At 59.9% G+C, this 25528-nt stretch carries 23 protein-coding genes; 16 read left to right on the top strand and 7 right to left on the bottom strand.

Features of this window, described 5'->3' with window-relative positions:
* Nucleotides 1-54: 54 nt before the first annotated feature.
* Nucleotides 55-273 (top strand): bacterioferritin-associated ferredoxin, encoded by a 219-nt coding sequence (locus IMW75_RS01090; protein WP_008057530.1) that lies wholly within the window; start codon nucleotides 55-57, stop codon nucleotides 271-273.
* 199 nt (nucleotides 274-472) lie between these two features.
* Complete coding sequence (bfr, locus tag IMW75_RS01085) at nucleotides 473-946, top strand: bacterioferritin (protein WP_045058003.1); 474 nt, start codon at nucleotides 473-475, stop codon at nucleotides 944-946.
* Nucleotides 947-1153: 207 nt separating this feature from the next.
* On the opposite strand, the gene grxD is transcribed toward bfr, so the two are convergent.
* From grxD to IMW75_RS01070, 3 genes are all read right to left on the bottom strand, one after another.
* The gene (gene grxD / locus IMW75_RS01080; RefSeq protein ID WP_045058004.1) at nucleotides 1154-1495 is read right to left on the bottom strand and encodes a Grx4 family monothiol glutaredoxin; all 342 of its coding nucleotides are present in this window, start codon (nucleotides 1493-1495) and stop codon (nucleotides 1154-1156) included.
* A gap of 97 nt (nucleotides 1496-1592) precedes the next feature.
* The gene (locus tag IMW75_RS01075) at nucleotides 1593-3701 is read right to left on the bottom strand and encodes a molybdopterin oxidoreductase family protein (protein ID WP_205891656.1); all 2109 of its coding nucleotides are present in this window, start codon (nucleotides 3699-3701) and stop codon (nucleotides 1593-1595) included.
* Nucleotides 3702-3835: 134 nt separating this feature from the next.
* Nucleotides 3836-4126, bottom strand: a complete 291-nt coding sequence (locus IMW75_RS01070) for a hypothetical protein (protein ID WP_045058006.1) — start codon at nucleotides 4124-4126, stop codon at nucleotides 3836-3838.
* A 396-nt stretch (nucleotides 4127-4522) separates the two neighbouring features.
* Here IMW75_RS01070 and argF point away from each other — a divergent pair, with 396 nt between their 5' ends.
* Together argF and IMW75_RS01060 are read left to right on the top strand one after the other, a co-directional pair.
* A complete protein-coding gene (argF, locus tag IMW75_RS01065) occupies nucleotides 4523-5443 on the top strand; it encodes an ornithine carbamoyltransferase (RefSeq protein WP_045058007.1) in 921 nt (306 codons plus the stop codon).
* Entirely contained in the window at nucleotides 5440-6549 is a 1110-nt protein-coding gene (locus IMW75_RS01060) for an ABC transporter ATP-binding protein (protein ID WP_045058008.1), read from the top strand. The genes argF and IMW75_RS01060 overlap by 4 nt, the downstream gene beginning before the upstream one ends.
* 139 nt (nucleotides 6550-6688) lie before the next feature.
* Here IMW75_RS01060 and ybaK read toward each other — a convergent pair whose 3' ends face one another.
* Entirely contained in the window at nucleotides 6689-7159 is a 471-nt protein-coding gene (ybaK, locus tag IMW75_RS01055) for a Cys-tRNA(Pro) deacylase (RefSeq protein WP_045058009.1), read from the bottom strand.
* Nucleotides 7160-7455: 296 nt separating this feature from the next.
* On the opposite strand from ybaK, the gene IMW75_RS01050 reads away from it, so the two are divergent.
* The 11 genes from IMW75_RS01050 to IMW75_RS01000 all read left to right on the top strand — a co-directional run bounded on the left by IMW75_RS01050 (nucleotide 7456) and on the right by IMW75_RS01000 (nucleotide 20005).
* Entirely contained in the window at nucleotides 7456-8307 is an 852-nt protein-coding gene (locus tag IMW75_RS01050) for an MIP/aquaporin family protein (RefSeq protein WP_122840064.1), read from the top strand.
* A gap of 77 nt (nucleotides 8308-8384) precedes the next feature.
* Nucleotides 8385-9890 (top strand): glycerol kinase GlpK, encoded by a 1506-nt coding sequence (gene glpK, locus IMW75_RS01045; RefSeq protein ID WP_205891655.1) that lies wholly within the window; start codon nucleotides 8385-8387, stop codon nucleotides 9888-9890.
* A 96-nt stretch (nucleotides 9891-9986) separates the two neighbouring features.
* Nucleotides 9987-10742 (top strand): DeoR/GlpR family transcriptional regulator, encoded by a 756-nt coding sequence (locus tag IMW75_RS01040; protein ID WP_045058012.1) that lies wholly within the window; start codon nucleotides 9987-9989, stop codon nucleotides 10740-10742.
* Nucleotides 10743-10985: 243 nt separating this feature from the next.
* On the top strand, nucleotides 10986-12524 hold the full coding sequence (gene glpD / locus IMW75_RS01035; protein WP_045058013.1) for a glycerol-3-phosphate dehydrogenase: 1539 nt from the start codon (nucleotides 10986-10988) through the stop codon (nucleotides 12522-12524).
* 491 nt (nucleotides 12525-13015) lie between these two features.
* Complete coding sequence (locus tag IMW75_RS01030; RefSeq protein ID WP_045058062.1) at nucleotides 13016-13930, top strand: glutamate/aspartate ABC transporter substrate-binding protein; 915 nt, start codon at nucleotides 13016-13018, stop codon at nucleotides 13928-13930.
* Between the two features lie 190 nt (nucleotides 13931-14120).
* Nucleotides 14121-14867 carry an amino acid ABC transporter permease gene (locus tag IMW75_RS01025; protein WP_205891654.1) on the top strand — a complete coding sequence of 249 codons (747 nt, stop codon included), beginning with the start codon at nucleotides 14121-14123 and terminating at the stop codon, nucleotides 14865-14867.
* On the top strand, nucleotides 14867-15538 hold the full coding sequence (locus tag IMW75_RS01020; protein WP_045058015.1) for an amino acid ABC transporter permease: 672 nt from the start codon (nucleotides 14867-14869) through the stop codon (nucleotides 15536-15538). The genes IMW75_RS01025 and IMW75_RS01020 overlap by 1 nt, the downstream gene beginning before the upstream one ends.
* The gene (locus IMW75_RS01015; protein ID WP_045058016.1) at nucleotides 15535-16269 is read left to right on the top strand and encodes an amino acid ABC transporter ATP-binding protein; all 735 of its coding nucleotides are present in this window, start codon (nucleotides 15535-15537) and stop codon (nucleotides 16267-16269) included. The genes IMW75_RS01020 and IMW75_RS01015 overlap by 4 nt, the downstream gene beginning before the upstream one ends.
* Before the next feature lie 171 nt (nucleotides 16270-16440).
* Complete coding sequence (gene aauS / locus IMW75_RS01010; protein ID WP_205891653.1) at nucleotides 16441-18342, top strand: two-component sensor histidine kinase AauS; 1902 nt, start codon at nucleotides 16441-16443, stop codon at nucleotides 18340-18342.
* Nucleotides 18339-19667 (top strand): two-component response regulator AauR, encoded by a 1329-nt coding sequence (aauR, locus tag IMW75_RS01005; RefSeq protein ID WP_045058018.1) that lies wholly within the window; start codon nucleotides 18339-18341, stop codon nucleotides 19665-19667. Before aauS ends, aauR begins: the two co-directional genes overlap by 4 nt.
* An 8-nt stretch (nucleotides 19668-19675) precedes the next feature.
* Nucleotides 19676-20005 carry a GlpM family protein gene (locus IMW75_RS01000; protein WP_163019478.1) on the top strand — a complete coding sequence of 110 codons (330 nt, stop codon included), beginning with the start codon at nucleotides 19676-19678 and terminating at the stop codon, nucleotides 20003-20005.
* A 1-nt stretch (nucleotide 20006) separates the two neighbouring features.
* Here the strand turns inward: IMW75_RS01000 and IMW75_RS00995 are convergent, their stop codons facing one another.
* The 3 genes from IMW75_RS00995 to metE all read right to left on the bottom strand — a co-directional run bounded on the left by IMW75_RS00995 (nucleotide 20007) and on the right by metE (nucleotide 24346).
* Entirely contained in the window at nucleotides 20007-20675 is a 669-nt protein-coding gene (locus tag IMW75_RS00995; protein WP_045058020.1) for a DsbA family oxidoreductase, read from the bottom strand.
* Nucleotides 20676-20846: 171 nt separating this feature from the next.
* A complete protein-coding gene (locus tag IMW75_RS00990; RefSeq protein WP_205891652.1) occupies nucleotides 20847-21866 on the bottom strand; it encodes an alpha/beta fold hydrolase in 1020 nt (339 codons plus the stop codon).
* A 167-nt stretch (nucleotides 21867-22033) separates the two neighbouring features.
* A complete protein-coding gene (gene metE / locus IMW75_RS00985; protein ID WP_205891651.1) occupies nucleotides 22034-24346 on the bottom strand; it encodes a 5-methyltetrahydropteroyltriglutamate--homocysteine S-methyltransferase in 2313 nt (770 codons plus the stop codon).
* Nucleotides 24347-24468: 122 nt separating this feature from the next.
* Here metE and metR point away from each other — a divergent pair, with 122 nt between their 5' ends.
* Nucleotides 24469-25386 carry a transcriptional regulator MetR gene (gene metR / locus IMW75_RS00980; RefSeq protein WP_045058023.1) on the top strand — a complete coding sequence of 306 codons (918 nt, stop codon included), beginning with the start codon at nucleotides 24469-24471 and terminating at the stop codon, nucleotides 25384-25386.
* The last annotated feature ends 142 nt before the right edge of the window (nucleotides 25387-25528 follow it).

Here is a 25528-nt window from a genome sequence, read left to right as displayed (position 1 = left end):
CGTTAACATTAAGATCCATCGCAATTGAGTCACAACCAGCGACGGTTCTCACTTATGTATGTCTGCCTCTGCACTGGCGTCACCGACGGTCAAATCCGCGATGCAATCTATGAAGGTTGCTGCAGCTACAAGGAAGTCCGTCAGGCTACCGGCGTAGCCAGCCAATGCGGTAAATGCGCCTGCCTTGCCAAGGAAGTGGTGCGTGAAACCCTGACCAAGCTGCAAACCGCCCAGGCGGCGATCCCCTTCCCGGTGGAATTTACTGCCGCTTAAATACCCTATTTCAAACAACCGGACTTCATGTCCGGTTTTTTTATGCCTTTAAATCAATTGCTTAGACGCTAGACGCGGAACACAAACATTCTTATTCCGATTAATTTTCACTTATCTTTCAATAACTTAGGTTTGACACTCTTAGTTGAGCGGCTCAAACTCTGCCTTATAGACAGTTAATACAGGGCAGGACCCCATCATGAAAGGCGACATTACAGTCATCCAGCATCTCAACAAGATCCTTGCCAATGAGCTGGTCGCGATCAATCAATATTTTCTGCATGCGCGCATGTACGAAGATTGGGGCCTGAACAAGCTCGGCAAGCATGAGTACAAAGAATCCATCGACGAGATGAAGCACGCCGACAAGCTCATCAAGCGCATCCTGTTCCTGGAAGGCCTGCCGAACGTCCAGGACCTGGGCAAGCTGCAGATCGGCGAGCACACCCGGGAAATGCTCGAGTGTGACCTGCGCATCGAACGCACCGGGCATGCCGACCTCAAGGTGGCCATCGCGCATTGCGAAACCGTTGCCGACTTCGGCAGCCGCGAACTGCTTGAAGACATTCTTGAATCCGAAGAAGAACATATCGACTGGCTGGAAACGCAGTTGGGCCTTATCGACAAGATTGGTCTTGAGAACTACCTGCAGTCGCAGATGGGCGAAGAGTAATAGCACTGTAGGAGCTGTCGAGTGCAACGAGGCTGCGATCTTTTCGATGGCAACCTCAAACTCGACCTCGACACAACTTATCAACCGCAATAAAAAGCCCCGCTCCTCTTCCGAGGGCGGGGCTTTTTAGTTGCCGGAAATCACGAGATCGCAGCCTCGCTGCACCCGACAGCTCCTACACAGCTCCTACAGCGGAGCCAATCGTTTTCAGGCTTCGGTCTTGGTCGTAGCAGCCGCTTCGACAGCAGCCTTGATCGTAGTCTGCAACGAACCGTCAGCAGCCATCTCGGTCATGATGTCGCTACCGCCGACCAGCTCACCACCGACCCACAGTTGCGGGAAAGTTGGCCAGTTGGCGTATTTTGGCAGGTTGGCGCGAATTTCCGGGTTCTGCAGGATGTCCACGTAAGCGAACTTTTCACCGCATGCCATCACGGCCTGCGCAGCTTTTGCGGAAAAGCCGCACTGCGGGGCATTCGGCGAACCTTTCATGTAAAGCAGAATGGTGTTGTTAGCAATCTGCTCTTTAATCGTTTCGATGATATCCATGGAGCACCTCGGCTGAACTTTCCGACTCAAGGGTCGGCACGGTGGCGCATTGTAACGGAAACCCGAGCGCCATGCTCGGTCTCCCCGACAGACACGATCACGCCGCCGCCACCGTCACTGGCACGCCGTTCAACGCCGCGTTACCTGAAAGTTCGTCGAGCTGGCATTCATCGGTCAGGTCATTGGCGCTCGAGCCAGGCTGGCCGCTGGCGATGGTCATCTGCACACCGGGGCGGGCATGGCCCCAACCGTGAGGCAAGCTGACCACACCTTGCATCATGTCCAGGCTCGCCATCACCTCGACTTCAATCACCCCTACCCGCGAACTCACCCGCACCCGCTGCCCATCGACCAGCCCGCGCTTGCTCAGGTCTTCAGGGTGCATCAGCAACTGATGGCGCGGTTTGCCTTTCACCAGACGGTGATAGTTATGCATCCAGGAGTTGTTGCTGCGCACATGACGGCGGCCAATCATCAACAGCTCATCGGCGGCCGGCGCCTGCAGGGCAGCGAAACGTGTCAGGTCAGCGAGGATCACCGGCGGCGCCGCCTGAAGTCGCTGGTTGGCGGTTTTCAGGCGCTGCGCCAGGTTGGGTTTCAAAGCGCCCAGGTCGACGCCATGGGGGTGATCGAACAAGGTCGCTAATGACAACTTGTGCTCGGAAGCGTCGCCATAGGCGCCCATGCGCAGGCCAAGGTCGATCATCTGCGCGGGCGCAATCGTCGGTTTGAGCGCCTTGCCGGTCCTGGCGGCAAAGGCCTGGGCCAGCCCCACGAAAATCTCCCAGTCGTGCAGCGCGCCTTCAGGCTTGGCGAGGATCGCCCGGTTGAAGCGGCTGACGTTGCGCACCGCGAACAGGTTGAACGTGGTGTCGTAGTGATCGTTCTCCAGGGCCGAGGTCGACGGCAGGATCAGGTCGGCGTAACGCGTGGTCTCATTGATGTACAGGTCGATACTGACCATGAACTCCAGGCCATCCAGCGCCTGCTCCAGCTGGCGACCGTTGGGCGTGGACAACACCGGGTTGCCGGCCACGGTAATCAGCGCCCGCACCTGCCCATCGCCCTCGGTGAGCATTTCCTCGGCCAGCGCCGAGACTGGCAGCTCGCCGGCATACTCTGGCCGCCCGGACACGCGGCTCTGCCACAAATTGAAATGCCCGCCGGAAGTCGACGCCACCAGGTCCACTGCGGGCTCGGTACATAGCGCCCCACCCACCCGATCAAGGTTGCCGGTGACCAGGTTGATCAATTGCACCAGCCAATGGCACAGCGTTCCGAAGGCCTGGGTCGACACCCCCATGCGTCCGTAGCACACCGCCGTAGGCGCGCCGGCGAAATCACGGGCCAGCTGGCGGATGGACTCGGCCGGCACCGCGCACAGCGCGCTCATGGTCTCGGCTGTGAATGGCGCGACGGCCGCACGCACTTCGTCCAGGCCATCCACCGGCAGGTGACTGCCCTTGGCCAGCCCCTCAGCGAACAAGGTGTTGAGCAAAGCAAACAGCAGCGCCGCATCGCCGCCGGGACGCACGAACAGATGCTGGTCGGCGATCGCCGCCGTTTCACTGCGCCGCGGATCGACCACCACCACTTTGCCGCCCCGGGCCTGAATGGCCTTCAAGCGTTTTTCCACGTCCGGCACGGTCATGATGCTGCCGTTGGAGGCCAGGGGATTACCGCCCAGGATCAGCATGAAGTCGGTGTGATCGATATCCGGGATCGGCAGCAGCAGACCGTGGCCGTACATCAGGTGACTGGTCAGGTGATGGGGTAACTGGTCGACCGAGGTCGCGGAAAAGCGGTTGCGGGTTTTCAGCAGGCCGAGGAAGTAGTTGCTGTGGGTCATCAGCCCGTAGTTATGCACGCTGGGGTTACCTTGGTAGACCGCCACCGAATTCTGTCCGTGACGCTCCTGAATCTGCGCCAGGCGCTCGGCCACCAGACTGAACGCAGCCTCCCACTCGATCGGCTGCCATTCACTGCCCACTCGAAGCATCGGCCGATGCAGGCGATCCGGATCATTCTGGATATCCTGCAGGGCCACCGCCTTGGGGCAGATGTGACCGCGACTGAACGTATCCTGGGCATCACCCTTGATCGAAGTGATTTGCACGCCCGCGCCTTCAACTTCAGTGGTTTCGATGGTCAGGCCGCAGATGGCCTCGCACAGGTGGCACGCACGGTGGTGGAGAGTCTTGGTCATGGCCAGTCTCTGTCTTGTTCTGGGCGGGCAATAGCGACCGCGGGAACAAAACTATGGCGCCTGCCCTGCCACTTCGCCAGCGACGTTCGTCTTGTGAATCGGCCGCCATCAGGCCAGCCGATGCACACAAGGAATCAGTTCGGCGGCAGCCTGGGGGGGAGTTGCTGCTGGATTTCCTGGACGGTCTCGATCTGCTCATGGCCGACATGCACGCCGGTGAGCTCGCCGATCAGGCGCCAGTGTTCGTCCAGGCCGCTGCTGATGGTGGCCATGCGGTCGATCATGCGGCGGCCGGCGGCCTTGGTAACTTCGTCATTGCTGCGCAGCAGCTCGAAGGACATCGAAGTCATGGAAGCGGTGAGGTGAGTAAGGGAGCGGGCCGTGAGGCCGAGCAGTTCCATGAGTTGCTGTTCTTTCGATTCCATTCCGAAGGGCTTCCTGCGTCGTTCGTGCGTTAGTTATAACCCAGCACTTTGTATTAGCAAAACTTTCAGACCAGAAACAGGCGCGTTGCCGTGGCTGGACGAAAGGTCAGAAATCGACTCTGCCTGCCCGGTTTGATTGCAAAGCCCCGGGGCCGCAGTGTACAAATGGTGCGCTGCTGTCAGGAAACAGGCTTCAAAAGCGCTACTGCGGTAATCCCGTAGCCCCTCCGAATCCCCTAAAAACCGTAGCCCTATTGGTAAGACGCGACATTTAATTATAATATCGCGCCTTCCCCTATTTCGTCGCCCCGTGCGGCTTACGCCGCAGGTCTCGCCCGTTTTTCAGTTAAACAAGGCTTTGAGTATCTGCGGTCTGTTGCAAAAAGGTAGTCAATGATGAGCGCAAGGCACTTTCTCTCCCTGATGGATTGCACGCCCGAAGAGCTGGTCAGCGTGATCCGTCGAGGCGTTGAGCTCAAGGACCTGCGTAACCGCGGCGTACTGTTCGAGCCTCTGAAAAACCGCGTACTCGGGATGATCTTCGAGAAGTCCTCGACGCGCACCCGTATCTCGTTCGAAGCCGGCATGATTCAGCTGGGTGGCCAGGCGATCTTCCTGTCGCCGCGCGACACCCAACTGGGTCGCGGCGAGCCGATCAGTGACTGCGCGATCGTTATGTCGAGCATGCTTGACGCGGTGATGATCCGGACCTTCGCCCACAGCACCCTGACCGAATTCGCCGCCAACTCCCGCGTGCCGGTCATCAATGGCCTGTCCGATGACCTGCACCCGTGCCAGTTGCTGGCCGACATGCAAACCTTCCTCGAACACCGGGGCTCGATCCAGGGCAAGACCGTGGCCTGGATCGGCGACGGCAACAATATGTGCAACAGCTATATAGAAGCGGCGATCCAGTTCGACTTCCAGTTGCGCATTGCCTGCCCGGTAGGCTATGAGCCCAATCCGGAATTCGTGGCCAAGGCCGGCGATCGTGTGACCATCGTCCGCGACCCGAAAGACGCCGTACACGGTGCGCACCTGGTGAGCACCGACGTCTGGACCTCCATGGGCCAGGAAGAAGAAACCGCCAAGCGTCTCAAGCTGTTTGCTCCCTTCCAGGTCAACCGTGCGCTGCTCGACCTGGCCGCTCCGGACGTGCTGTTCATGCACTGTCTGCCTGCCCACCGTGGCGAGGAAATCAGCCTCGACCTGCTCGATGACAAGCGCTCGGTCGCCTGGGATCAGGCCGAAAACCGTCTTCACGCACAGAAGGCCCTGCTCGAATTTCTCGTCGAACCGGCGTACCACCACGCATGAGCCAGCCATTATTGCTAAACCTGCGCAACCTCGCCTGCGGCTATCAAGACCAGCGAGTCGTGCAGAACCTCAACCTGCATTTGAATGCCGGTGATATCGGTTGCCTGCTGGGCTCTTCGGGCTGCGGCAAGACCACCACCCTGCGCGCCATTGCCGGCTTCGAACCGGTGCACGAAGGGGAAATTACCCTGGCGGGCGAGACGATCTCCAGCGCCGGATTCACCCTCGCGCCGGAGAAACGCCGGATCGGCATGGTGTTCCAGGATTACGCGCTGTTTCCGCATCTGAGCGTCGCCGAAAACATCGCTTTCGGCATTCGCAAGCACCCGCAAAAAGATCGTGTGACCGAAGAGTTGCTGGAACTGGTCAACCTCAAAGGCCTCGGCAAACGCTTTGCGCATGAGCTTTCCGGTGGCCAGCAGCAGCGTGTCGCCCTGGCCCGCGCCCTCGCGCCGGAGCCGCAATTGCTGCTGCTCGACGAACCGTTTTCCAACCTTGATGGCGAGTTGCGACGCAAGCTCAGCCATGAGGTGCGCGACATCCTCAAGGCCCGTGGCACCAGCGCGATTCTGGTGACCCACGACCAGGAAGAAGCCTTCGCCGTCAGCGATCATGTAGGGGTATTCAAGGAGGGGCGCCTGGAGCAGTGGGACACGCCCTACAACCTGTACCACGAACCGCTGACACCTTATGTCGCAAGCTTCATCGGCCAGGGCTATTTCATTCGCGGCAGGCTGGACAGTCCCGAGTCGGTGCAGACCGAACTGGGCGAGTTGCGCGGTAATCGGGCGTATACCTGGCCGGTCGGCGGCGCCGTGGACGTGCTATTGCGTCCCGACGATATCGTTTATGCACCGGACAGCGGCTTGAGAGCGCGGATCGTCGGCAAGTCGTTCCAGGGGGCTTCGACCTTGTATCGCCTGCAATTGCCGACGGGTGCACAGCTGGAGTCGATTTTCCCGAGCCACGCCGATCATCTGGTCGGTGCTGAAGTGGGCATTCGTGTCGCGGCCGAACACCTGGTGTTGTTCCAGGCCTCCGGCAGCACGGCGGCGCAGATTCCGGCAACCGAGACCGGCGTGCGCCGCTACAGCACAGCCAGCTGAGCCAAGCGCAGTTGAACCGGCTCGTTCCCCTGTGGGAGCGAGCCTGCTCGCGATGGACGTTAACGATTACGCGAAGATCCTGATACCCAGCGGCGCACTGCAGTCTTTCGCGAGCAAGCTCGCTCCTACAGGAGCGGTGTCAGGCACGCCCGATATCCGCAAACTTCGCCTGGGTATGCTCGGCCAGCACCGCAGGAGCCAGCTCCACTTCCAGCCCCCTGCGCCCCGCACTGACAAAGATGCTGTCAAACACCTGAGCTGAATTATCGATAAAAGTGCGCAAGCGCTTCTTCTGCCCCAGCGGGCTGATCCCCCCCAGCAAATACCCGGTCGAGCGCTGCGCTGCCGCAGGATCTGCCATCTCGACCTTCTTCACCCCCGCAGCGTGCGCCAAGCCCTTCAAGTCGAGACTTCCGACGACCGGCACCACCGCCACCAACAGTTCGCCTTTTTCACTGGCCGCCAGCAATGTCTTGAACACCTGTGCCGGATCAAGGCCGAGCTTCTCCGCGGCCTCCAAACCATAAGAAGCGGCCTTGGGATCATGTTCGTAACTGTGCACACGATGTTCGGCTCGAACTTTTTTCAACAAATCCAATGCGGGGGTCATGTCAGCTCCAGACTGGGCGGCGGTGGAAAAATCCACTGGCGGATTCTAGGTCATTGCCCCCTAAAAGGCTCTATCGCGCCACTGTTTCATCGGTGCGCAGCAGCGGTTTACCACTCGTCCGCATTCCTCCTGCCGGGTGAACAATAGGATCATTCACATGACTAATAGTTGAAATGTGACCGATGGTTCACTTTCGACCTTTGACAGCAGTGTTTCTTGTCTATATTTTTTCGAATACGAATGCTGCACGAATGACCCTACGCAACACACAGACAAAAACAACAACGAGGTTTTTAATGACAACTGCTTTACAACAACCGCCGCTCTCGAGCCAGTGCATGGCCGAGTTCCTGGGCACTGCCCTGCTTATCTTTTTCGGCACCGGTTGTGTGGCTGCGCTCAAGGTCGCGGGTGCCAGCTTCGGCTTGTGGGAAATCAGCATCATCTGGGGTGTCGGCGTGAGCATGGCGATCTATATGACCGCCGGCGTTTCCGGGGCTCACCTCAACCCCGCCGTCAGCATCGCGCTGTGCATCTTTACTGACTTCGAAAAGCGCAAACTGCCCTTTTACATCCTCGCCCAGGTCGCCGGTGCCTTCTGTGGCGCCTTGTTGGTTTACACGCTCTACAGCAACCTGTTCTTCGATTACGAACAAACCCACCAAATGGTTCGCGGCACCCAGGCAAGCCTGGAACTGGCCTCGGTGTTCTCGACCTTCCCGCACCCGGCCCTGTCCACGGCCCAGGCGTTTCTGGTTGAAGTCATCATCACTGCCATCCTGATGGGCGTCATCATGTCCCTCACCGACGACAACAACGGCTTGCCCAAGGGCCCGTTGGCCCCGCTGCTGATCGGCTTGCTGATCGCGGTGATCGGCAGCTCGATGGGCCCGCTGACCGGTTTTGCGATGAACCCGGCCCGGGACTTCGGTCCGAAACTGATGACTTTTTTCACCGGCTGGGGTGAAATTTCCCTGACCGGAGGGCGTGATATCCCCTACTTCCTCATTCCGATTTTTGCACCGATTGTCGGTGCCTGCCTCGGCGCTGCCGCCTATCGCGGGCTGATTGCCCGTCATCTGCCCAGCGCCGCGCCCGAGACCACGGATGCAGTACCGGCCATTGACGGCAAACCGCGCACTTCTTGATACCGTAGGCGCGTGATCCTGCCAATCTGGTCCCGCGCCTGACTCCACTCCCTTTTATTCGTCCCAAGGCAATCGACATGACCGACATTCAGAATAAGAACTACATCATTGCCCTTGATCAGGGCACGACCAGCTCGCGCGCGATCATTTTCGACCGTGATGCAAACGTGGTGTGCACCGCCCAGCGCGAATTCGTGCAGCATTACCCGCAAGCCGGTTGGGTCGAGCATGACCCGATGGAAATCTTCGCCACCCAGAGCGCCGTGATGGTCGAAGCCCTGGCGCAAGCCGGCCTGCACCACGACCAGGTGGCCGCCATTGGTATTACCAACCAGCGCGAAACCACCGTGGTCTGGGACAAGACCACCGGCCGGCCGATCTACAACGCGATCGTCTGGCAATGCCGGCGCAGCACCGAGATCTGCCAGCAGCTCAAGCGCGACGGCCACGAGCAATACATCAGCGACACCACCGGCCTGGTCACCGACCCCTACTTCTCCGGAACCAAGCTCAAGTGGATCCTCGACAACGTCGAAGGCAGCCGCGAGCGTGCGCGCAACGGCGAATTGCTGTTCGGTACCGTCGACAGCTGGCTGATCTGGAAATTTACCGGCGGCAAAGTGCACGTCACCGACTACACCAATGCCTCGCGCACCATGCTGTTCAACATCCACACCCTGGAGTGGGATGCGAAAATGCTGGAGGTGCTGGATATTCCGCGCGAGATGCTGCCGCAAGTTAAGTCCTCCTCGGAAATCTACGGCCACACCAAGAGCGGCATCGCCATCGGGGGCATCGCAGGCGATCAGCAGGCCGCGCTGTTCGGCCAGATGTGCGTCGAGCCTGGCCAGGCTAAAAACACCTACGGCACCGGCTGCTTCCTGCTGATGAACACCGGCGACAAGGCAGTGAAATCCCAACACGGCATGCTCACCACCATCGCCTGTGGCCCGAGCGGTGAAGTCGCTTACGCGCTGGAAGGCGCCGTGTTCAACGGCGGCTCGACCGTTCAATGGCTGCGTGACGAACTGAAAATCATCAATGACGCCCACGACACCGAGTACTTCGCCAACAAGGTCAAAGACAGCAATGGCGTGTACCTGGTGCCCGCCTTCACCGGCCTCGGCGCGCCGTACTGGGACCCGTATGCCCGTGGCGCACTGTTCGGCCTGACCCGCGGCGTGCGCGTGGATCACATCATCCGTGCCGCGCTGGAGTCGATTGCCTACCAGACCCGCGATGTCCTGGACGCCATGCAACAGGACTCCGGCGAACGCCTCAAGGCCCTGCGCGTGGACGGCGGCGCGGTAGCGAACAACTTCCTGATGCAGTTCCAGGCCGACATCCTCGGCACCCAGGTCGAGCGTCCGCAAATGCGCGAAACCACGGCACTCGGCGCTGCGTACCTGGCGGGCCTTGCCTGCGGCTTCTGGGGCAGCCTCGATGAGCTGCGCGGCAAGGCGGTGATCGAGCGTGAATTCGAACCGACCCTGGACGAAACCGCCAAGGAAAAACTCTACGCCGGATGGAAAAAAGCCGTGAGCCGCACCCGCGACTGGGAACCCCACGAAGGCGATGAATAAGCCAGCCAAGGCACTCAGTATCGGCATGTAACTGGTCGGGAGCAGATTCCTGCGGCATCATGGGCAAATTTTGCCCGGCAGCCCAAAGGAAGCCCCATGAATCTGCCTCCCCGTCAGCAGCAAATCCTCGAACTGGTCCGCGAACGCGGCTACGTGAGTATCGAGGAAATGGCTACGCTGTTCGTCGTCACACCGCAGACTATCCGCCGCGACATCAATCAGCTCGCGGAAGCCAATTTATTGCGCCGCTACCACGGTGGTGCAGCCTATGATTCCAGCGTCGAAAACACCGCCTACGCCATGCGCGCCGACCAGATGCGCGATGAAAAACAGCGGATTGGCGAAGCGATTGCCGCACAAATCCCTGATCACGCCTCGCTGTTCATCAACATCGGTACCACCACCGAGTCGATTGCCCGCGCCCTGCTCAACCACAGCCACCTGAAGATCATCACCAACAACCTGCACGTGGCCTCGATGCTCAGCGCCAAGGATGACTTCGACGTGCTGCTGACCGGCGGCAATGTGCGCCGAGACGGCGGCGTGGTGGGCCAGGCCAGTGTCGACTTCATCAACCAGTTCAAGGTCGACTTTGCCCTGGTCGGGATCAGTGGCATTGATGAAGATGGCAGCCTGCTGGATTTTGACTATCAGGAAGTGCGGGTTTCCCAGGCGATCATTGCCAATGCCCGGCAGGTGATACTCGCGGCGGATTCCAGCAAGTTCGGGCGTAATGCCATGATTCGCCTGGGGCCGATCAGCCTGATCGATTGCCTGGTGACTGATCAGCCACCCGTGCCGGCGTTGGCGCAGTTGTTGAGTCAGCACAAGATTCGGTTGGAAGTCGTTTAAGGCTTTCTGCCTCAAAAGATCGCAGCCTTCGGCAGCTCCTACAGGTTCACTCACCCCTGTAGGAGCTGCCGGAGGCTGCGATCTTTTGCTTTAAATGTTCGAAAATTTTCCTTTCCCCGCCCTTCGATCAGTATTTTCAATCGAAGTTGACTGGATGTGCGCGTATTTATGGGCTACCATTTTCACAAATGAACATTAATGTTCGAATTCAAATATAGATAACCAAAAACCAGAGGCCAGCCGATGCCCACTTCTACCTTGCCTACCCCCCCACTCTCCGAGGTCTACGATGTTGCCGTCATCGGTGGCGGGATCAATGGCGTGGGGATCGCAGCGGATGCGGCCGGCCGCGGCCTGTCTGTGTTCCTTTGCGAAAAGGACGACCTGGCCAGCCACACCTCCTCGGCCAGCAGCAAGCTGATCCACGGTGGCCTGCGCTATCTCGAACATTACGAATTCCGCCTGGTGCGTGAAGCCCTCGCCGAACGTGAAGTGTTGCTGGCCAAGGCGCCACACATCGTCAAGCAGATGCGTTTTGTGCTGCCCCACCGCCCGCACCTGCGTCCGGCGTGGATGATCCGTGCCGGCCTGTTCCTTTATGACAACCTCGGCAAACGGGAAAAGCTGGCAGGTTCAAAAAGCCTCAAGTTCGGTCCAGACAGCCCGCTGAAGAGCGAAATCACCAAAGGCTTCGAATATTCCGATTGTTGGGTAGACGACGCACGCCTGGTGGTACTCAACGCCATGGCCGCCCGCGAGAAAGGCGCCCACGTTCACACCCAAACCCGCTGCGTCAGCGCCCGTCGCACCAAGGGCCTGTGGCATCTGCACCTGGAACGCGCCGACGGCAGCCTGTTTTCGATCCGCGCCAAGGCCCTGGTGAATGCTGCCGGGCCATGGGTGGCGAAATTCATTCGTGACGATTTGAAGATGGAATCGCCCTACGGCATCCGCTTGATCCAGGGCAGTCACCTGATCGTGCCGAAGCTGTACGAAGGCGAACACGCGCACATTCTGCAAAACGAAGACCAGCGCATCGTGTTCACCATTCCCTACCTGAATCACTTCACTTTGATCGGCACCACCGACCGCGAGTACACCGGCGACCCGGCGGCAGTTGCGATTACCGAAGGCGAGACCGATTACCTGCTCAAAGTGGTGAATGCGCACTTCAAGAAGCAGGTCAGCCGCGAAGACATTCTGCACAGCTATTCGGGAGTGCGTCCTCTGTGCAATGACGAATCCGATAACCCGTCGGCCGTGACCCGGGATTACACCCTGGCGCTGTCTGGTAGCGGCGAAGAAGCGCCATTGCTCTCGGTATTCGGCGGCAAGCTGACGACCTATCGCAAGCTGGCCGAGTCGGCCCTGGCGCAATTGACCCCGTATTTCACCCACATCAAGCCAAGCTGGACCGCCCACGCGACCCTGCCCGGTGGCGAGGACATGAGCACCCCGCAGGCGCTAAGCGCCTTGATCCGTGACAAGTTCGACTGGGTGCCCACCGAAATCGCCCGCCGCTGGGCCACCACCTACGGCAGCCGCACCTGGCGCATGCTCGAAGGCGTGCGCGACCTGAACGACTTGGGCGAACACATCGGCGGCGGTCTCTATACCCGCGAAGTGGACTACCTGTGCAGCGAAGAATGGGCAACCACCGCCCACGATATCCTGTGGCGCCGCAGCAAACTGGGGCTGTTCACCACCCCGGCAGAGCAACAGAAGCTGGCGGATTACCTGAGCAAGGTCGAGCAGAACCGCAGCAAGATTGAAGCGGCCTGATCGATAGCTGGCGGTACGCAAAGCCCCTGGATTGTGAGATCCAGGGGTTTTTGCATTCTGCGCTGCACTCCAGGTTACTTGCAGGCGCCCGCTCCCACAGGGTGTTGGTGGTGGACGCAGCATTTGTGTTCGGCGCAGATCACTGTGGGAGCCGGGCTTGCCCGCGATGGCGTCTGCACATTCGACGTTGATGTGGCAGGGAGAAGACAGTTGCTCGCGCAGCTAATCCCTGCATCGCATTCGGTTTTCCGAACGCTACCTGTCGATCTATTCGGTTAACCGGATCATTGCACTCTCTAAAACCCGCAACAAATAATTAATCCCCTTATAAATCAACACTTTGATCTACAGCCCCAGGCCTGGCACGAGTCATGCTCTACACTCTTGGACGAATACCTGTTGTGCCGATCCATCAGGCGCACCAGGCATTCGAAGCACAAAAAGGGCCGATGAACTGGCTCCATAAAAAAAACAATGTCGAGGAAAATTTGATGCGTATCGTTCCCCACCTCCTGGGCGCAGCCATTGCTGCCGCTCTGATTAGCACTCCAGTTTTCGCCGCCGAACTCACCGGCACACTGAAGAAGATCAAAGAGTCCGGCACCATCACCCTCGGGCATCGTGACGCTTCGATTCCGTTTTCCTACATCGCGGACGCTTCCGGTAAACCGGTCGGCTACTCCCACGACATTCAGCTGAAAGTGGTCGAAGCGCTGAAAAAAGACCTGGACCTCCCGGACCTGAAGGTCAAATACAACCTGGTTACCTCGCAAACCCGTATCCCGCTGGTGCAGAACGGCACCGTGGATCTTGAGTGCGGTTCAACCACCAACAACGTTGAACGCCAGCAGCAAGTGGACTTCTCCGTCGGCATCTTCGAAATCGGTACTCGTCTTCTCTCCAAGAAAGACTCCACGTACAAGAACTTCGACGACCTCAAGGGCAAGAACGTCGTGACCACTGCGGGCACCACGTCCGAGCGCCTGCTCAAGTCGATGAACGCCGACAAGCAAATGGGCATGAACGTCATTTCCGCCAAAGACCACGGCGAGTCCTTCCAGATGCTGGAATCGGGCCGCGCCGTTGCGTTCATGATGGACGACGCACTGCTGGCCGGTGAAGCCGCCAAAGCCAAGAAGGCCACTGATTGGGCAGTGACCGGTGATCCACAGTCCTACGAAATCTACGGCTGCATGGTCCGCAAGGGCGACGAGCCGTTCAAGAAGGCCGTAGACGCTGCCATCGTGGCCACCTACAAGTCGGGCGAGATCAACAAGATCTACGAAAAATGGTTCATGGCGCCAATCCCGCCAAAAGGCCTGAACCTGAACTTCCCGATGAGCGACGAGCTCAAGGCCCTGATCGCCAATCCGACCGATAAAGCGGCTGACGACAAGAAATCCTGATTTCTGACTAACCTTACCTCCTGACGGGACCAAAATCCCTTCAGGAGGTTGTCACTCCCTGCTGGCATTTTCTGGAAACACTCGAACCGGTGGCTGTCGAGCCGCTCGTGTGTGCCTGACTATCATGGTCGGGGCGGGAACGGAGCTTCCCCAAGCGGGCACTTGTATATCGATCCGAGGGGAGACCCGAATGAATTACAACTGGGACTGGAGTGTGTTCTTCAAGTCCACCGGCGTGGGCAGCGAGATCTATCTCGACTGGTACCTCACCGGTCTGGGCTGGACCATCGCCATCGCCATCGTGGCATGGATCATTGCCCTGACACTGGGCTCGATCCTGGGTGTCATGCGCACCGTACCGAACCGCTTCGTATCGGGCATCGCGACCTGCTACGTCGAACTCTTCCGTAACGTGCCACTGCTGGTGCAGCTGTTCATCTGGTACTTCCTGGTGCCCGACCTGCTGCCGCAGAATCTGCAGGACTGGTACAAGCAGGACCTCAACCCGACCACTTCGGCCTTCCTCAGCGTCGTGGTGTGCCTTGGCCTGTTCACTACCGCTCGCGTTTGCGAACAGGTGCGTACCGGCATCCAGGCATTGCCCCGTGGCCAGGAAGCCGCTGCTCGCGCAATGGGCTTCAAGCTGTCGCAGATCTACTGGAACGTGCTGCTGCCCCAGGCTTACCGGATCATCATTCCGCCGCTTACCTCGGAATTTCTCAACGTCTTCAAGAACACGTCCGTCGCCTCGCTGATCGGCCTGATGGAGTTGCTCGCACAGACCAAGCAGACCGCCGAGTTCTCCGCCAACCTGTTCGAAGCCTTCACCCTGGCGACACTGATCTACTTCACCTTGAACATGAGCCTGATGCTGCTGATGCGCCTGGTCGAGAAGAAAGTTGCCGTGCCGGGCCTGATCTCCGTAGGGGGTAAATGATGGAATTCGACTTCTCGGGCATCATCCCGTCCTTGCCGGGCTTGTGGAACGGCATGGTCATGACCCTGCAACTGATGGCGCTGGGCGTCGTCGGCGGGATCATTCTGGGCACCATCCTTGCGTTGATGCGCCTGTCCCACAGCAAAGTGCTGTCGAACATTGCCGGTGCCTACGTCAATTACTTCCGTTCGATCCCGCTGCTGCTGGTCATCACCTGGTTCTACCTGGCGGTGCCGTTCGTGCTGCGCTGGATCACCGGCGAAGACACGCCGATCGGCGCGTTCGCCTCGTGCATCGTGGCGTTCATGATGTTTGAAGCGGCGTACTTCTGCGAAATCGTCCGGGCCGGCGTGCAGTCGATTCCCAAGGGACAAATGGGCGCGGCCCAGGCCCTGGGCATGACGTACAGCCAGATGATGCGGTTGATCATCCTGCCCCAGGCGTTCCGCAAGATGACCCCGCTGCTGCTGCAACAGAGCATCATTCTGTTTCAGGACACCTCGCTGGTCTACGCCGTCGGCCTGGTGGACTTCCTCAATGCTTCGCGCGCCAGTGGCGACATCATCGGCCGCTCCAATGAGTTCCTGATCTTCGCAGGTCTCGTGTACTTCACAATCAGCTTTGCCGCCTCGCTGCTGGTCAAGCGTCTGCAAAAAAGGTTTGCCGTATGATCTCTATCAAGAATGTCAACAAGTGGTATGGCGACTTCCAGGTACTGACTGACTGCAGCACCGAGGTCAAGAAAGGCGAAGTGATCGTGGTGTGCGGGCCTTCCGGTTCCGGCAAATCCACCCTGATCAAGTGCGTGAACGCCCTGGAACCCTTCCAGAAAGGTGACGTGGTAGTCGATGGCACATCCATCGCCGACCCCAAGACCAACCTGCCAAAACTGCGCTCGCGCGTCGGCATGGTGTTCCAGCACTTCGAACTGTTCCCACACCTGACCATCACCGAAAACCTGACCATCGCGCAGATCAAGGTGCTCGGCCGCAGCAAGGAAGAAGCTACGAAAAAGGGCCTGCAGTTGCTTGAGCGGGTCGGGTTGTCTGCCCATGCGCACAAGCATCCGGGCCAGCTTTCCGGTGGCCAGCAGCAGCGCGTGGCGATTGCCCGCGCACTGGCGATGGACCCTATCGTCATGCTGTTCGACGAACCGACCTCGGCGCTCGACCCGGAGATGGTCAACGAAGTGCTCGACGTGATGGTGCAACTGGCCCACGAAGGCATGACCATGATGTGCGTGACCCACGAAATGGGCTTTGCCCGCAAAGTGGCCGACCGCGTGATTTTCATGGACGCAGGCAAGATCATCGAAGACTGCAAGAAAGAGGAATTCTTCGGCGACATCAGCCACCGCGCCGAGCGTACGCAGCATTTCCTCAACAAGATTCTGCAGCACTAAAAGCCGCACGCCCTCCCCTGTAGGAGCGAGCTTGCTCGCGATGAACTCAAAGACCTCGCGTACATCCAGAATGAACGCGCCATCGTTGACGACCATCGCGAGCAAGCTCGCTCCTACAGGGGACGATGGCGGTTTCAAGATTTGTGTTGTGGTTGACCCAAGGCATCTGTGATGAAATGCGACCCCACTCTCTATCGCGCCGCGCCGCCATCACTCGCCGTGAAACCCCGTCTGATTCGCCATCTGTTCCTGCCGCCGCTGGTCATCGCCCTGATGATTGGATTGGGTTACGTCGGCTTCTGGGTCAGTGAACATTTCGGCATCCGCAGCCTCAGCGAAAACGGCCAGCGCCAGCTGGAACTGCATGCCCGCGCCGTCGAAAGCGAAATCAGCAAATACACCTACCTGCCCAGCCTGCTGGAACTTGAATCCAGCGTGTCAAAGCTGCTCGACGATCCATCGCCGGAACACCGGCAGACGGTCAATGAATACCTCGAAGGCCTGAATCGGCGCAGCCGCAGCCGGGCCATCTATGTCATGGACACCACCGGCCGCGTCATGGCCACCAGCAACTGGCGCGATGTCGACAGTTACCTGGGCGAAGACCTGTCCTTTCGCGCCTATTTCCAGAACGCCGTGCGCGGTCAGCCGGGGCGCTTCTACGGAATTGGCAGCACCAACGGCGAACCGGGTTATTACCTGGCCCACGGCCTTGAGGAACAGGGCAAGATCATCGGCGTCGCGGTGGTCAAGGTGAGGCTGGAAGCCATGGAAGAACGCTGGCAGCGTGCTCGCCTGGAAGCCTTCGTCAGTGATGAAAACGGCATCATCATTCTGTCCAGCGACCCGGCACGACGGCTCAAGTCGGTCATCCCGTTGAGCGACGAAACCAAGGAGAAACTCGCCCGCAGCCTGCAGTATTACTGGTTCCCGCTGAATGAGCTGCAACCCCTGGCGCGGGAAAAACTGGCCGAGGGTGAGGAGAAACTGACCTTCCCCGCCAACAGCGAGGTGGAGTCCGCCCAGGAGGACATCAGCTACCTGTCGCAGACCCGCCCCCTGAGCGACACACCGTGGAATTTCACCCTGCTCACGCCCCTGCAGGACTTGCGCCGTGAAGCGATCAACCAGGGCATCCTGGTGGCTGTCGCGTTCGCCCTCGTGGCGTTCCTGCTGATTGCCTGGAACGAACGGCGCAAGGTTATCGCTACCCGCCTTGCCGCCCGGGAAGCCCTGCAGGAAGCGAACAATCAACTCGAGCGTCGGATTACCGAACGCACCAGTGACCTGCGCGCCAGCAATGAACGACTCAAGGGCCAGATCCGCGAACGGCGCCAGGCTGAAGAGACGTTGCGCAGGGCCCAGGATGAACTGGTACAGGCAGGCAAACTGGCGGCGATTGGCCAGATGTCCACCAGCATTGCTCACGAACTGAACCAGCCGCTCGCCGCCCTGCGGACCTTGTCCGGCAATACCGTGCGCTTTCTGGAACGCGGTCAGCTCGACGTCGCCAGTACCAACCTCAAGACCATCAACGAGCTGATCGATCGCATGGGCCGGATCACCGCCAGCCTGCGTTCCTTCGCCCGTCGTGGTGACGACAAGGGCCAGGCCAGCCTCGGCAAGGCGGTAGAGGCTGCGCTGCAACTGCTCGGTGCCCGTCTGGAAAGCGCGCACTTGCAGCTGCACCGCGAATTCGCCGATGTCCAGGTGCAGATCGACCAGACTCGCCTTGAGCAGATTCTGGTCAACCTGATCGGTAATGCCCTGGATGCCATGCAGGCCCAGCCCCTGCCGCAACTGTGGCTGGAGGGTGAACCCCACGATGGCAAATATCGCCTGCGGGTGCGTGACAATGGCCATGGCATCGACGCCGAGGCGCGCAAACATCTGTTCGAACCCTTCTTCACCACCAAACCCGGCGAACAGGGCCTGGGCCTCGGCCTGACCCTGTCCGCCAGCCTGGCCGCCGCCACTGGCGGGCACCTGGGTGTCGAGCACCCGGCCAATGGTGGAACCTCCTTCGTTCTCAGTTTACCGTTGGTAAGCCCCCTTCACGCCGAGCCCCTATGAACCACGAACTGAGTGTGCTGATCGTCGAAGACGACCCTCATGTGCTGCTGGGCTGCCAGCAGGCGCTGACCCTGGAAGACATTCCCTGCGAAGGCGTGGGCAGCGCCGAGGAAGCACTGGAGCGGGTCGGCGAAAACTTTGCCGGGATTGTCATCAGCGATATCCGCCTGCCTGGCATCGACGGCCTGGAACTGCTGACCCGGCTCAAGGAACGTGACCGCAGCCTGCCCGTGGTGTTGATTACCGGGCATGGCGACATTTCCATGGCGGTCGGCGCCATGCAAAAAGGCGCCTATGACTTCATGGAGAAGCCGTTCTCCCCGGAACGCCTGGTCGACGTCGCCCGTCGCGCGCTGGAGCAACGTAGCCTGGCGCGGGAAGTCTCCTCGCTACGCCGGCAATTGGCCGAGCGCGACTCGCTGGAAGGCCGGATCATCGGCCGCTCACCGGCCATGCAGAATCTGCGGGAGTTGATCGCCAACGTCGCCGACACCTCGGCCAACGTACTGATCGAAGGCGAGACCGGCACCGGCAAGGAGCTGGTCGCGCGTTGCCTGCACGATTTCAGCCGGCGCCATGCCAGGCAGTTCGTCGCGTTGAACTGCGGCGGCCTGCCGGAGAATCTGTTCGAAAGCGAGATCTTCGGTCACGAAGCCAATGCCTTTACCGGCGCGGGCAAACGGCGCATCGGCAAGATCGAACACGCCGACGGCGGCACGCTATTCCTCGATGAAGTGGAAAGCATGCCGTTACCGCTGCAAATCAAACTGCTGCGGGTTCTGCAGGAGCGGACCCTGGAGCGCCTCGGTTCGAACCAGAGCGTGGCGGTGGACTGCCGGGTGATCGCCGCGACCAAATCCGACCTGGACGAATCGAGCAAAGCGGGTGAGTTCCGCAGCGACCTGTATTACCGACTCAATGTGGTCACACTGGAACTGCCACCGCTGCGAGAACGCCGCGAGGATATCCTGCAACTGTTCGAGCATTTCCTGCAGCAGTCCTCCCTGCGCTTCGACCGCGCGGTGCCTGACCTGGACAACCAGACCCTGTCGAACCTGATGAGCCATGACTGGCCGGGGAATGTGCGCGAATTGCGCAACGTCGCCGAGCGCTTCGCCCTCGGCCTGCCGGCCTTCAAGAAATCCGGCGCCAGCGGCAGCAATCAGGGCCTGGCGTTCGCCGAAGCGGTCGAAGCCTTCGAGCGCAATTTGCTGGTGGATGCGTTGCAGCGCAGCGGCGGCAATCTGACCCAGGCGAGCCAGGAACTTGGAATGGCCAAGACCACGCTGTTCGACAAAGTGAAAAAATACGGGTTGAGCCACTGATGGACCTGATTCTAAAGGCGAGCCTGGGCGCGGCGGTGGTGCTGATCCTCGCCGCGCTGGCCAGGACCAAAAACTATTACATCGCCGGGCTGGTACCCCTGTTCCCGACCTTTGCCCTAATCGCGCATTACATCGTCGGCAAAGGCCGGTCGCTGGATGATCTGAAGACCACCATCGTGTTTGGCATGTGGTCGATCATCCCGTACTTCATCTACCTGGCCACGTTGTACGTGATGGTCGACAAGATGCGGCTGGAAGCCTCACTGGCGGTGGCAGCGGTGGCCTGGCTGATTGCGGCCACCGTGTTGGTCGGCGTGTGGGTGCGCTTTCAAACCTGAGCTATTGATTCACCGTGCCGCCCTTGGCTTCACTCATGATCTGCCGAATTGCACCCACGAACGTCTCCACAGGTTGTCCGCCGCTGATCGCATACTGACCGTTGAAGACCACGGTCGGTACCGAACTCACTCCGCGGGACAACCAGAGCTGTTCTTCTTCCCGAACTTCCCGGGCGAATTCGTCTGACGCCAGGATCGCCTCGGCCCGCTGCTGATCCAGCCCGACACTCGCGGCAATCCGCGCCAGTTGCTGATGATCGGACGGGTTAGCTCCATCGCTGAAATACGCCTTGAACAGCGCCTCCTTCAGGTTGAACTGCAACCCTTCCAGCCCTGCCCAATACAACAGGCGATGGGCATCGAAGGTGTTGTAGATGCGGCTGTTGCCGTCCGTGCGGAAAGCAAAACCGACCTCGGCACCGCGCTCGCGGATCATCTCGCGATTTTTCTGCGACTGCTCAGGCGTGGAGCCGTATTTCTCGGTGATGTGCTCGGTGATGTTCTGGCCTTCGGGTCCCATCTTCGGGTTCAGCTCGAATGGCTGGAACCGGATCTCGGCCTGGACCTCGTCACCCAACAGATCAAGGGCCTGGGTCAGGCCGTACAGGCCGACGACACACCAGGGGCAGGATACATCGCTGACAAAATCGATTTTCAGGGGGGTAGTCATCACTCACCTCGCAGACTGGAACGCGTCGCAAAGGTCCAACGATACACCCGTAGGCGCTGCCAGAGGCTGCGATCTTTTGATTCTGGTCTAGAGCGATCTGGGCAAGATCAAGATCAAAAGATCGTCCGAACGCGGCCCGAGCCTGCGGCAGCTCCTACAGGGACCGGGGGGTTACAGGAGATTGGGGGCCGGCAGCGGATCGATCTGCGCCCAATGCGACGTGTCTTCGCGGTGAGCCTGCAAATAGGGCAGCACCGCCGCCAACAGCGGCGCCTTGAACGCTTCCTGGAATCGATGTGCCAGTCCCGGAATCAGCTTCAACTGACTTCCGTGAATATGCGCCGCCAGGTGCACGCCATGCATGACCGGCAGCAACGGATCAGCCGTACCGTGCACCACCAGGGTTGGCACCCGCAGTTGATTGAGCAGCGCCACCCGACTCGGTTCCGCGAGGATGGCCATGATCTGGCGTTTCACGCCTTCGGGGTTGAACGCCCGGTCATAGGATTGCGCCGCCTGTTGCAGCAACGCCTGGCGATCATCACTCACCGTCGGGCTGCCCAGCGCCGCGAGCAGATCAGCCTGTTGTTCCAGCGCTGCTTCGCGATTCGGCGCACCACGACGCGCAAGCAACTGCACCAACGCCGCACTCGGTGCCGGCAGTCCTTCGGCACCGGAACTGGTCATGATCAGGGTCAGGCTCTCGACCCGTTGCGGCGCCATCGCCGCCATGTGCTGGGCAATCATTCCGCCCATGCTCGCGCCCAGCACGTGGAACTGCTCAACGTGCAAGGCATCCATCAACCCAAACGCATCATCAGCCATGTCGGTCAGGGTGTAGGGCGCGGACACTGGCAAACCAAGTTTGTAGCGCAGCACCTCGAAGGTCAGGTTGGCGTCGACGGGTGCCTGGCGCCACGTCGAGAGACCGACATCGCGGTTGTCATAACGGATCACCCGAAAGCCTTGCTGACACAGCGCGACAACCACTTCGTCCGGCCAGTGAATCAACTGGCCGCCAAGTCCCATCACCAGCAACAGCGCCGGATCCGAAGCACGGCCAATACTCTGATATGCCAGGCTTACCTGTGCCAGATCGGCTCGTTCAGTTGGAACATCGACATCGCAACGCGAAGCCGCCATCGACGGCAGGCCGAACAACAACGCGGCCAGTAAAAGAAATAAACGCATGAAAAAACACCGAAACGCAGAACCCCAGTAGAGCGCGAGTCTGATGAAGTTTGTTCAAGCGCGCTGCCACAGTTCCATGACAGTTTGATGAAGAGTGCCGAGCGGTCATATTCGCAACCATGCGATCGTTGATGGTCGGATCGCCGCCCGGAGCATGCGCCGCCAGGCTATGCCAATCGAGTGCGCAACTGCCGAGCCGCCGCCACCATGTTCACCAGCGCAGCTTCGGTCTCCGGCCATGCACGGGTCTTCAGTCCGCAATCGGGATTGACCCACAGGCGCTCGGCCGGAATCCGCTTGGCGGCCTTGCGCAGCAAGTTAATCATCTCGACAGTATCCGGCACTCGCGGCGAGTGGATGTCGTAGACGCCCGGGCCGATATCATTCGGGTAGTCGAACGCCTCGAAAGCCTCCAGCAATTCCATGTCCGAACGTGAGGTTTCGATGGTGATTACATCGGCATCCATGGCCGCGATGGCCTGGATCACGTCGTTGAATTCGCTGTAGCACATATGGGTGTGGATCTGGGTTTCGTCACGGACACCCGAGGCGGTCAATCGGAACGCTTCCACCGCCCAGTCGAGGTACTCATGCCATTGCGCCCGACGCAGTGGCAGGCCTTCGCGGAACGCAGCCTCATCGATTTGCACGATCTTGATGCCGGCTTTTTCCAGGTCCACCACTTCGTCACGCAGTGCCAGGGCCAACTGTTGAGCCTGGACTTTGCGCGAAACATCTTCCCGGGGGAACGACCACATCAGCATGGTCACCGGCCCGGTCAGCATGCCCTTCATCACCTTCTCGGTCTGGTTTTGGGCATAGGTAATCCAGTCCACCGTCATGGCCTTGGGACGGCTCAGGTCGCCATAGATGATCGCTGGTTTCACACAACGGGAGCCGTAACTCTGTACCCAGCCGAACCGGGTGAAGGCATAACCGTCGAGCTGCTCGGCGAAGTATTCGACCATGTCGTTGCGCTCGGCTTCACCATGCACCAGCACATCCAGGCCCAGGCGCTCCTGGACTTGCACGGCGTGCCGGATTTCGCTGTGCATGGCATCGGTATAGTCGTTGGCAGACAGCTTGCCCTGCTTGAATGCCTGGCGCGCCAGGCGGATCGCACCGGTCTGCGGGAACGAGCCAATGGTGGTTGTGGGAAATGCTGGCAACTGCAGGCGAGCACGCTGTTGTTCAATACGCTGGGCAAACGGTGATTGGCGCCGGCTGTCAGCGGCACTTACCGCCGCTACACGAGCCTGCACGGCAGTCTTGTGAATACGCGGCGATTCGGCACGACTGGCCTCAATGGCATTGCTTTCAGCCAGCGCCGCTCGCACCTTGGGCGCTTGTGGATCGTTAAGCGCGTCACGCAGCACGGCGATCTCGCCACACTTTTGCACGGCAAACGCCAACCAGCTTTTCAGTTCCGGATCGAGTTTGTCTTCGCGGTCCAGATCCACGGGGCTGTGCAGCAGCGAGCAGGAACTGCTGACCCACAGGTTGTCGCCAAAGCGTTCCTGGGCCGGTTGCAATTGCGCCAGCACCGATTCCAGTTCGCAGCGCCACACATTGCGCCCGTTCACCAGGCCCACGGACAGGATCTTGTAGGTCGGCAGGCGATCAAGCACCTGGCCGAGTTGATCCGGAGCACGCACGGCGTCGATGTGCAGGCCTTGCACCGGCAGGCCGACCGCCAGGCCGAGGTTGTCTTGCAGACCACTGAAGTAGGTCGCCAGGAGTTTTTTCAGCGGTGAGTACTGGAGGATGTGGTAGGCGCGTTCGAATGCGCTTTTCCACGCCTGGGGCAGGTCCAAGGTCAGAATCGGTTCGTCGATCTGTACCCATTCCACGCCTTGCGCGGCAAGGCGACTGAGGATTTCGTTGTAGACCGGCAACAGCCGTTCGAGCAGATCGAGCCGGTCGAAGTCGTCGCCCTTGGCCTTGCCCAGCCACAGGTAGGTGAGCGGGCCGATGATCACCGGCTTGACGGTGTGGCCGAGCGCCAAGGCTTCGTCGACCTCGTCGAACAGTTGCTCCCAGCTGAGTTTGAACTGCTGATCGGCGCTGAACTCCGGGACCAGGTAGTGGTAGTTGGTGTCGAACCACTTGGTCAGTTCCTGGGCGTATTGCGCCTGGCCATGCTCACTGCCGCAGCAGCTGGCGGTGGCGCCACGGGCCATGGCGAACAGGGTATCGAGGGTCGGCAGGCCGTTCTCGTCTTTGGCGCCGTCAAAACGCTGTGGGATCACGCCGAAGGTCAGGGAATGGGTCAGCACCTGGTCATACCAGGCGAAGTCGCCTACCGGCAGCAAATCGATGCCGGCGTCTTTCTGCAGCTGCCAATGGGTGGCACGCAACTGCCGGCCGACGCTGTGCAGCGCATCCTGGTCGAGGTCGCCCTTCCAATACGATTCAAGGGCTTTTTTCAGTTCGCGGTCTGCGCCGATGCGGGGAAAACCAAGTGTGTGGGCCAACGCCATGGGGAATGCTCTCAATCAAAAGGGGACGTGAAACATGGCGCTATTGTCGACAGACAGGACAACATGAGACAAACTCAACCTTTTCGTGTTGATCACAAGTTTTCCTCATGGAGACCCCCCCGGTGCTTGAAATCCGCCACCTGAAAACCCTGCACGCCTTGCGCGAAGCTGACAGCCTGGTCGATGCGGCCGACCGCCTGCACCTGACCCAGTCGGCCCTGTCCCACCAGTTCAAAGAGCTGGAAGAACGCATGGGCATGCCGCTGTTCGTGCGCAAAACCAAGCCTGTGCGCTTCACCAGCGCGGGTTTGCGCCTGCTGCAACTGGCTGATGCGACACTGCCGCTGCTGCGTGGCGCCGAGCGCGACATTGCCCGGCTGGCTGGCGGCACGGCGGGACGCTTGCACATGGCTATCGAATGCCACAGTTGCTTCCAGTGGCTGATGCCGACCATCGACCAGTTCCGCGACGCCTGGCCGGAAGTCGAACTGGACCTGGCCTCGGGCTTTTCCTTCGCCCCGCTGCCGGCCCTGGCGCGCGGCGATCTGGACCTCGTGGTGACTTCGGACCCGCAGGAGCTGGCGGGTATCACCTATGTGCCGCTGTTCACTTATGAGGCAATGCTTGCAGTGGCCAATCAGCATCGTCTGGCGAGCAAGGCGTACATCGTGCCCGAAGACCTGATAAGCGAGACCTTGATCACCTACCCGGTGGAACGCGACCGGCTGGACATCTTTACCCGCTTCCTGGAGCCGGCGGACATCGAACCGGCGCAGGTTCGCACCTCCGAACTCACGGTGATGATGATGCAACTGGTGGCCAGCGGTCGCGGCGTATGCGGCATGCCCCATTGGGCATTGCATGAATACAGCTCACGGGGTTATGTGAAGGCCAAGCGCCTTGGCGAGAAAGGCTTGTTCGCGACGTTGTACGCGGGAATTCGTGCGGACATGCTGGATGCGCCTTACATGCGCGACTTCCTGCTGACCGCCAAGGACACCTCGTTCTCGACGCTCGATGGCGTCAGTGCCGTCCGGTAGGAGCGAGCTAGCTCGCGATGGACGCCAACGATGACGCGGGAAACCTGACACCCCTCGGCGCACTCAGGTTTTTCGCGAGCGAGCTCGCTCCTACACGGTTCGGCTGACATCGATTACGTGGAAAGCCTCACAGCCTGAGCCG

The sequence above is a fragment of the Pseudomonas gregormendelii genome (assembly GCF_017114825.1).
In the GTDB taxonomy this organism is placed as follows: Bacteria; Pseudomonadota; Gammaproteobacteria; order Pseudomonadales; family Pseudomonadaceae; genus Aquipseudomonas; species Aquipseudomonas gregormendelii.
The sequence above is the reverse complement of the archived record's forward strand: the minus strand, read 5'-3'. Positions and strand labels throughout refer to the sequence as shown.

Coding starts and splice junctions, on each gene's coding strand:
- bfr (WP_045058003.1), top strand. CDS start 473: ATGAAAGGCGACATTACAGTCATCCAGCATCTCAACAAGATCCTTGCC.
- IMW75_RS00990 (WP_205891652.1), bottom strand. CDS start 21,866: ATGCGTTTATTTCTTTTACTGGCCGCGTTGTTGTTCGGCCTGCCGTCG.
- aauS (WP_205891653.1), top strand. CDS start 16,441: ATGAAATGCGACCCCACTCTCTATCGCGCCGCGCCGCCATCACTCGCC.
- IMW75_RS01040 (WP_045058012.1), top strand. CDS start 9,987: ATGAATCTGCCTCCCCGTCAGCAGCAAATCCTCGAACTGGTCCGCGAA.
- IMW75_RS01070 (WP_045058006.1), bottom strand. CDS start 4,126: ATGGAATCGAAAGAACAGCAACTCATGGAACTGCTCGGCCTCACGGCC.
- IMW75_RS01025 (WP_205891654.1), top strand. CDS start 14,121: ATGAATTACAACTGGGACTGGAGTGTGTTCTTCAAGTCCACCGGCGTG.
- IMW75_RS00995 (WP_045058020.1), bottom strand. CDS start 20,675: ATGACTACCCCCCTGAAAATCGATTTTGTCAGCGATGTATCCTGCCCC.
- IMW75_RS01060 (WP_045058008.1), top strand. CDS start 5,440: ATGAGCCAGCCATTATTGCTAAACCTGCGCAACCTCGCCTGCGGCTAT.
- IMW75_RS01015 (WP_045058016.1), top strand. CDS start 15,535: ATGATCTCTATCAAGAATGTCAACAAGTGGTATGGCGACTTCCAGGTA.
- ybaK (WP_045058009.1), bottom strand. CDS start 7,159: ATGACCCCCGCATTGGATTTGTTGAAAAAAGTTCGAGCCGAACATCGT.
- metE (WP_205891651.1), bottom strand. CDS start 24,346: ATGGCGTTGGCCCACACACTTGGTTTTCCCCGCATCGGCGCAGACCGC.
- IMW75_RS01030 (WP_045058062.1), top strand. CDS start 13,016: ATGCGTATCGTTCCCCACCTCCTGGGCGCAGCCATTGCTGCCGCTCTG.
- grxD (WP_045058004.1), bottom strand. CDS start 1,495: ATGGATATCATCGAAACGATTAAAGAGCAGATTGCTAACAACACCATT.
- glpD (WP_045058013.1), top strand. CDS start 10,986: ATGCCCACTTCTACCTTGCCTACCCCCCCACTCTCCGAGGTCTACGAT.
- glpK (WP_205891655.1), top strand. CDS start 8,385: ATGACCGACATTCAGAATAAGAACTACATCATTGCCCTTGATCAGGGC.
- IMW75_RS01090 (WP_008057530.1), top strand. CDS start 55: ATGTATGTCTGCCTCTGCACTGGCGTCACCGACGGTCAAATCCGCGAT.
- IMW75_RS01075 (WP_205891656.1), bottom strand. CDS start 3,701: ATGACCAAGACTCTCCACCACCGTGCGTGCCACCTGTGCGAGGCCATC.
- argF (WP_045058007.1), top strand. CDS start 4,523: ATGAGCGCAAGGCACTTTCTCTCCCTGATGGATTGCACGCCCGAAGAG.
- aauR (WP_045058018.1), top strand. CDS start 18,339: ATGAACCACGAACTGAGTGTGCTGATCGTCGAAGACGACCCTCATGTG.
- IMW75_RS01050 (WP_122840064.1), top strand. CDS start 7,456: ATGACAACTGCTTTACAACAACCGCCGCTCTCGAGCCAGTGCATGGCC.
- IMW75_RS01020 (WP_045058015.1), top strand. CDS start 14,867: ATGGAATTCGACTTCTCGGGCATCATCCCGTCCTTGCCGGGCTTGTGG.